General features: G+C 65.0%; 5 protein-coding genes. 3 read left to right on the top strand and 2 right to left on the bottom strand.

What is annotated here, in order from left to right:
• The first annotated feature begins 2,355 nt into the window (after window positions 1-2,355).
• From AB0230_RS15745 to AB0230_RS15735, 3 genes are all read left to right on the top strand, one after another.
• Complete coding sequence (locus AB0230_RS15745) at window positions 2,356-3,276, top strand: AAA family ATPase (protein ID WP_315994129.1); 921 nt, start codon at window positions 2,356-2,358, stop codon at window positions 3,274-3,276.
• Window positions 3,276-4,241, top strand: coding sequence for a ParB/RepB/Spo0J family partition protein (locus AB0230_RS15740; protein WP_315994130.1), 966 nt, complete (start codon window positions 3,276-3,278; stop codon window positions 4,239-4,241). The genes AB0230_RS15745 and AB0230_RS15740 overlap by 1 nt, the downstream gene beginning before the upstream one ends.
• 69 nt (window positions 4,242-4,310) lie before the next feature.
• Entirely contained in the window at window positions 4,311-4,661 is a 351-nt protein-coding gene (locus AB0230_RS15735) for a tryptophan synthase subunit alpha (protein ID WP_366376768.1), read from the top strand.
• A gap of 358 nt (window positions 4,662-5,019) precedes the next feature.
• On the opposite strand, the gene trxA is transcribed toward AB0230_RS15735, so the two are convergent.
• Together trxA and trxB are read right to left on the bottom strand one after the other, a co-directional pair.
• A complete protein-coding gene (gene trxA, locus AB0230_RS15730) occupies window positions 5,020-5,343 on the bottom strand; it encodes a thioredoxin (RefSeq protein WP_315994132.1) in 324 nt (107 codons plus the stop codon).
• Between the two features lie 62 nt (window positions 5,344-5,405).
• Window positions 5,406-6,392, bottom strand: coding sequence for a thioredoxin-disulfide reductase (trxB, locus tag AB0230_RS15725; RefSeq protein ID WP_366376766.1), 987 nt, complete (start codon window positions 6,390-6,392; stop codon window positions 5,406-5,408).
• Window positions 6,393-6,456: the final 64 nt, after the last annotated feature.

Genomic DNA, 6,456 nt, shown 5'->3' with positions numbered 1-6,456 from the left:
CGCGGTACGGCGGCGCTCAGGCTGCGGCAGCATCGACGAGATAGGACGAGCCTGAAAGCCGCCCTCACGGGATCGTCGAGAGTCTCGGAGGGGTGAGACCCGCATCACACGACAGACCCGATATGGGTCGGAGTGGGACGTCAGTAGGCCCCACCCGGGTAGTCTCCCGTCTCGCCGCTTCGTCGAGGTGAGACGCGCGACCGTGGCGCGCGCGGGAGGACGGAACCCGGACACGAGCGGTTTGGAGGTGCGTCGGTGACCTGCGTGGTCTCCCTCAGGGCGGCGTTTCGAGGCACAAGGCGAAGTCGTGGCCGCGGGTTCGCCACGATGGCGGCCGGTGTGGCGTTTCTGCCGCGGTGAGAGGTCAGGGATGACGGATGAATGAGAGGCCACGGACACAGTGGACGCCGTTGGCGCAGATGTCTCATCGTCATCTCTGTGTCGACGCGCGAGCTTGGCTGACGGAATGTCGGAACCGCGAGGCCAGCGCGTCAACGGTCATGTTCCGCGCTGTGACGGTAGGTGGGGCCATGTCCGGCGGCTGCTGGAGTGCCGCCGTCGAGCCGGGTGAGCAATTCGTTCGCTCCCCTTAGGTGTTGGCTGAATCCTGCATCTCTGGACCCGGGGGGCGGGCGGCGCGCGCTGGGCCGCCAGCTTCATGTGGGCGGGTTACGCGCGCGGGGTGTCACTCATGTGGCGTCGGCTGCCTTGCTCACCGTCCACCGATGGGGGGAACCCCCCTTCCTATGGACTCCACCAGCTTTGCGGCTTGGTGGCATTGGGCAATGGTTAGCCGCTGCGACAGTCGCAGCTCGCGGAACAGGATGAGGGCGAAGAGACCCCACCAGGGTAAGGACCCGGACAATTTCATCGGCATGCTTCACACCGGCGTGCTGCGCTCAGTCAGTGCAGTGGTGTGAGACAAGAATCCTCGATCGGTCGATAGCACACCAATACACCTGACGTGCACGGACGGCCGAAAACGTAGTGGCGGCGGATCGCGTCGACCAAGACCCTTGAGAGGCCTACCACGTGCGCCAGCCGATGACTCTCTCCAGAAGACGACCAGACGCGCGGGCGCCCGCTACCCCAGCGCGTTTCACGTGAAACATCGCACCGGAAAGCACTGGGTGGTGACGCACAAATCCAGCTCGGTTCGTGACCTGCTCGTCGATCCTGAAGTGGGAGTGGCGAGGTGAGATGTCGACAAGCCAAGCCGCGCGGTTAGCGGCGACTTCGTCGCTCGTGCCAACGTTTCACGTGAAACATCTCTGCATCACACCGTCTCCGATCAAGGGAGCTCGCGCCGCCTTCTCAACCTCGTCGTCGGCTACGTAGAGGGCGCGTCGTATCCCCAGAGATGATCACACAGATCTTCCAGGTGCTCGGGCGCCGTGGCGGACCAGACGCGATCACAGGTATGCCGAGTCATTTAGGCGTAGTGATGATCCGTCCGGGTTCGGCGAGTGATCGCATCCAGACTCCCCTACCGTGAACCGTCGCCTCTCGGCGAAAACTTTAGCTCCGCGGAAAGACATGCTCGGAGCGTGGGTGGGTGCATCGATCACGGCGTAAACCTCCGGTGAATTGGTGCTCCACCCACCGACTTTCTGTCTGTGGCGCAGTTAGGCGTGCAGGCTGTACCAACAAACCGCCGTTCTGAAGGGGAGGTACTCGAGCCCACGCCCGCAATAGTGGCACGAGCCGGATTGATCGTCGACGTGCAGGAGTGGTCTTGCAGTGTCGCCGACTGAGGCGGAGCGCCCCGTGTGCGGCCCCTCCAGCGTGTAGCGCCTGAGTCTCGTGCCGACCGTTCACGCCACGCGTTTCAGCGCAGTGGGCAACATCCCTTCCGGCAACCGGTGAGAGAGGTGCGGTCGAAGTCGTCCGGCAAGCAAACGCGCGTCGGTCTCACGAGACGCCACCAGACCGTCCGTTTCCGCTGAGCCCGACAACGGCTCATCGCGATCATCGCGCCGTGGGGTGCTTATCGGTACTGGAGTCGATGCTCGTCGAATGACGACGGGCGTCGATTGACGACGGGCGTCGATTGACGACGGGGCGCGCCGGAGTCATCGCGCCTTACCGTGTCGGTCCATCGTCTGTGTGGTCCTTGTCAGGTACGTGGACGCGGCGGTGTCGGGAGGCTGAACGACGCACCCAGTAGGCACGTCGCGCCTGGCGTCCACACGGAGACGAGCAGTCGGCGCCGCTCATGCACCGTGGGGCTGAGCGGACGTTCTCGCCGCCACCTCAACTCCCGAACCGCCGAGCCTCACCACGTCCATAAGTCATCGTGCAGCGCATATCGCGCGGGTAGACTGGGCAAGTTCGTGACGGAGAGGTGTGTTTCACGTGAAACAGTCCGATGAGGCGCCCGCGTCGTCCTTCTCACTCGACGACTCCCCCATCGCTCGCGAGATCGCCGATCTGTCTGCTCGTCGTCGCGCGCTAGAGGCCGCGAAGGTGGAGCTCTCGGGCCGCACGCGCGTGTTCACCGTGTCGAATCAGAAGGGCGGCGTCGGTAAGACGACCACCGCCGTCAATGTCGCCGCGGCTTTGGCATCCGTAGGAGCCCGCGTTCTCGTCATCGACCTAGATCCCCAAGGGAATGCGTCGACAGCGCTGGGTGTCGCACACACCGCCGACACCCCCAGCATCTACGACGTCCTGATCGACGAGTTCCCCCTGGCTGACATCATTCAGACGAGTCCGGAGTCGCCGAACCTGCTTTGTGCTCCGAGCACCATTCATCTTGCCGGAGCGGAGATCGAGCTCGTTTCTCAGGTGGCGCGCGAGCACAGGTTGCGCGGCGCCCTGCGGGACTACTTGGCGATCGAGGACAACCATCTCGACTTCGTCATCATCGACTGCCCGCCCTCCCTCGGCCTGCTGACGATCAACGCCTTCACTGCAGCGGACGAGGTGATGATCCCCATTCAATGCGAGTACTACGCGCTGGAGGGTCTGAGCCAGCTTCTGGGTAGTGTGCAGATGATTCAGAAACACCTGAATCCGACGCTCCACGTTTCGACGATCCTGTTGACCATGTACGACGGGCGCACTCGCCTGGCCCAGCAGGTGGCCGAGGAAGTCCGCTCGCACTTCACCAGCGAGGTGCTCGACACGGTCATCCCACGTTCTGTCCGGGTCTCTGAGGCACCGAGCTTCGGGCAGACGGTCATCGCGTACGATGGCCAGTCAGCGGGCGCCATCGCCTACCGCGAAGCAGCGGTGGAGATCGTCGCACGAGACACCACGAAGAAGGGTTCCTGATGGCGAAGAGGACCGGACTGGGTCGCGGCATCGGCGCCCTCATCCCCACGGCGGAACCCTCGGAGGCGCGCCCTGTCGATGTGTTCTTCCCCGAGGGGAACGCGACCACGCAGAACGACTCCTCCGCGAACAATGGTGCTGCTGAGGACACCCTCGTCTCCGTCCCCGGCGCGCGGCTCGTGCACATCGATCCGAAGTCGATCGTCCCGAATCCTCGTCAGCCACGAACGCACTTCGATCCCGATGATCTCGCCGAGCTCATCCACTCCGTTCGCGAGTTCGGGGTTCTCCAGCCCGTCGTGGTCCGTGACAAGGGTGACGGTACCTACGAACTCATCATGGGCGAGCGACGCACGCGAGCCTCGCGCGAAGCCGGCTTGGAGACGATCCCCGCTGTCGTGCGTGAGACGGACGACGAATACCTGTTGCGCGACGCGCTTCTCGAGAACCTGCACCGTTCGCAGCTCAATCCCCTCGAGGAAGCCTCCGCGTATCAGCAGCTCCTCGAGGACTTCGGGATCACTCAGGAGGAGCTCGCGACGCGTATCGGGCGCTCCCGCCCACAGATCAGCAACACCATCCGACTTCTGAAGCTGCCGGTCCCGGTGCAGCAGCGAGTTGCGGCGGGAGTTCTGAGCGCGGGCCATGCTCGCGCGATCCTCTCCCTCGACGACGCCAAAGAGATGCAGAAGCTCGCCGACAAGATCGTGAACGAGGATCTGTCGGTGCGTGCCGCCGAGGCGGCCGCCAAGATGCCCGGTGTCGCCCCGGTCCGCCAGAAGCCGACCGCCGGATCGCGCCGTTCAGGACTCGACGACGTCGCCGATCGTCTCGGTGACCGACTCGACACGAAGGTGCGTGTCTCGCTGAGCGCTAAAAAAGGCCAGATCAGCATTGATTTCGCGAGCATTCAAGACCTCAACCGAATTCTTGCGGCACTCGGCGAGGAAAGCTACACCGGCTGATCCTCGCCGTGCATCCGCGGGGAGCGAACGGCCCCGGGCCCTGATGTCGGCGGTGCAACGTACGCTGGAATGGTGACCGCGAACGATGAGAACCTGCGCCGTCGCGCCAGCCTCGAGCTTCTGCGCGCCGAGGCGTCCGACGAACTGGCGGTGCTGATTCACGAGCGCCTGCGCGGTGGCGAAGACCCGTGGGACTTCATGGAAGACCTGCCCAGCGTCGATGAACTCGTCGTCTTGACTCTGCGAGCCGAGAACATCGCCGAGAACGGGGGTGTCCGCCCGAACAAGGCGCGCAACTACCGTGTCCTGCGCCAGATCGCTCTCGACTACCCCGCCCTCACGCGCGCTGTGTGGCGCATTCTGGGCGACGAAGAGCCACATCGACGCTGGGACGCGTCGGTGCGTCTCGACGCGTTCTGAACGCCGCACACGCCGTTGCGAACGGCGACGGACGGGACGCCCTCGGCACGTCCGTCGTCTGATGGGTGGGGCCGAGGCCGCGGAGACGACGCCGGGCTCGACACGCCTGTGATGACTCCGACGAGCCCCCCGGATCCTCAAACTTCGTGGTCGGGCGCATCGCCTGCGACCGCGCCGAGGGAGCTACGGTCCCGGCGCCGACAACGGCCTCCCCGCACGTCCTGATTCCGCCGGCCGCGTTCCGGACGGTCCATGCCGACGAGCGGCATCCGGGCCTCACGAAAAGCACCACAGGAGTGCGGAGACGACGAGAGCCCCGACACCCAAGTGCCGGGGCTCTCGTCGCGCGAAGAGGGACTCAGCCGATGAACGGGGCCAGGTCCTGCTCGAGCGCGTACTTCGGCTTCGCGCCGATGATGGTCGTCTTGACCTCACCGCCGTGGAAGACCTTCATCGCGGGGATCGAGGTGATCTGGTACTTCATCGCGAGGTCGGGGTTCTCGTCGACGTTGAGCTTGAGGACGGTGATCTTGTCAGCGTTCTCGCTCTGGATTTCGTCGAGCACGGGCGCGACCATGCGACACGGTCCGCACCACTCAGCCCAGAAGTCCACGAGAACGGGTCCGTCGGCCTGCAGGACGTCCTGCTCGAAGGTCGCGGAGGTCGTCGCCTTGGCGGTCATGTGATTTCTCCTTAGATGAGATCGTCAGTGTGTGAAAACGCAGGTGAGTGCGTTTTTGTTCCTCAGACCACGGCGGCGTCGGGGAGGCCCTCGATCGGGCTCTCGGCGACGGCGGGCTCGCCGGCCTCCCCGCGAGCGGCGAGGAAGTGCTCCACGTCGAGAGCAGCCACCGTGCCGCTTCCGGCAGCCGTGATGGCCTGGCGGTACGTCGGGTCGATGACGTCACCGGCGGCGAAAACGCCCTCGACCGACGTGCGCGACGAGCGACCGTCGACCCAGATGGTGCCCTGGTCGGTGAGCTGCAGCTTGTCGTGGACGAGGTGAGTACGCGGGTCGTTGCCGATCGCGACGAACAGTCCGTCGAGGGGCAACTCGCGCGTGGTGTCGTCGATGGTGGAGCGCAGGCGAACGCCGTTCACAGCTTCGTCGCCGAGGATCTCGTCGACCGCGCTGTTCCAGATGAACTCGATCTTGGGGTTCGCGAAGGCGCGCTCCTGCATGATCTTCGACGCCCGCAGCGAGTCCTTGCGGTGGATGACGTAGACCTTCGACGCGAACTTCGTGAGGAAGTTCGCCTCCTCCATCGCGGAGTCGCCACCGCCGACCACGGCGATCGTGCGGTCGCGGAAGAAGAACCCGTCGCAGGTGGCGCACCAGGACACGCCACGGCCGGACAGGCGGTCTTCGCCCTCGAGGCCGAGCTTGCGGTAGGCCGACCCCGTGGCGTAGATGACCGAGACGGCCTCCTCCACCTTCCCGCTGCCGAGCGTGACCTTCTTGACCGGTCCGTCGAGCTCGAGCGAGACGACGTCGTCGTAGAGCACCTGCGCACCGAAGCGCTCTGCCTGCGCCTGCATATTGGCCATGAGGTCAGGACCCTGGATGCCGTCGGGGAAGCCGGGGAAGTTCTCGACCTCGGTGGTGTTCATGAGGTCGCCGCCGGCTTCGACCGAGCTTGCGACGACGAGGGGCTCGAGGTTGGCGCGGGCCGCGTAGATCGCAGCCGTGTAGCCGGCCGGGCCGGATCCGATGATGATGACGTGACGCACGGTAGCGCGTTCCCTTCGTTGATTCCGCCGGATGAAACCCATGCTAGCCCTGGGGTATTCCGGG

Source organism: Microbacterium sp. NPDC089190 (assembly GCF_040701795.1).
GTDB lineage: Bacteria > Actinomycetota > Actinomycetes > Actinomycetales > Microbacteriaceae > Microbacterium > Microbacterium galbum.
The sequence above is the reverse complement of the archived record's forward strand: the minus strand, read 5'-3'. Positions and strand labels throughout refer to the sequence as shown.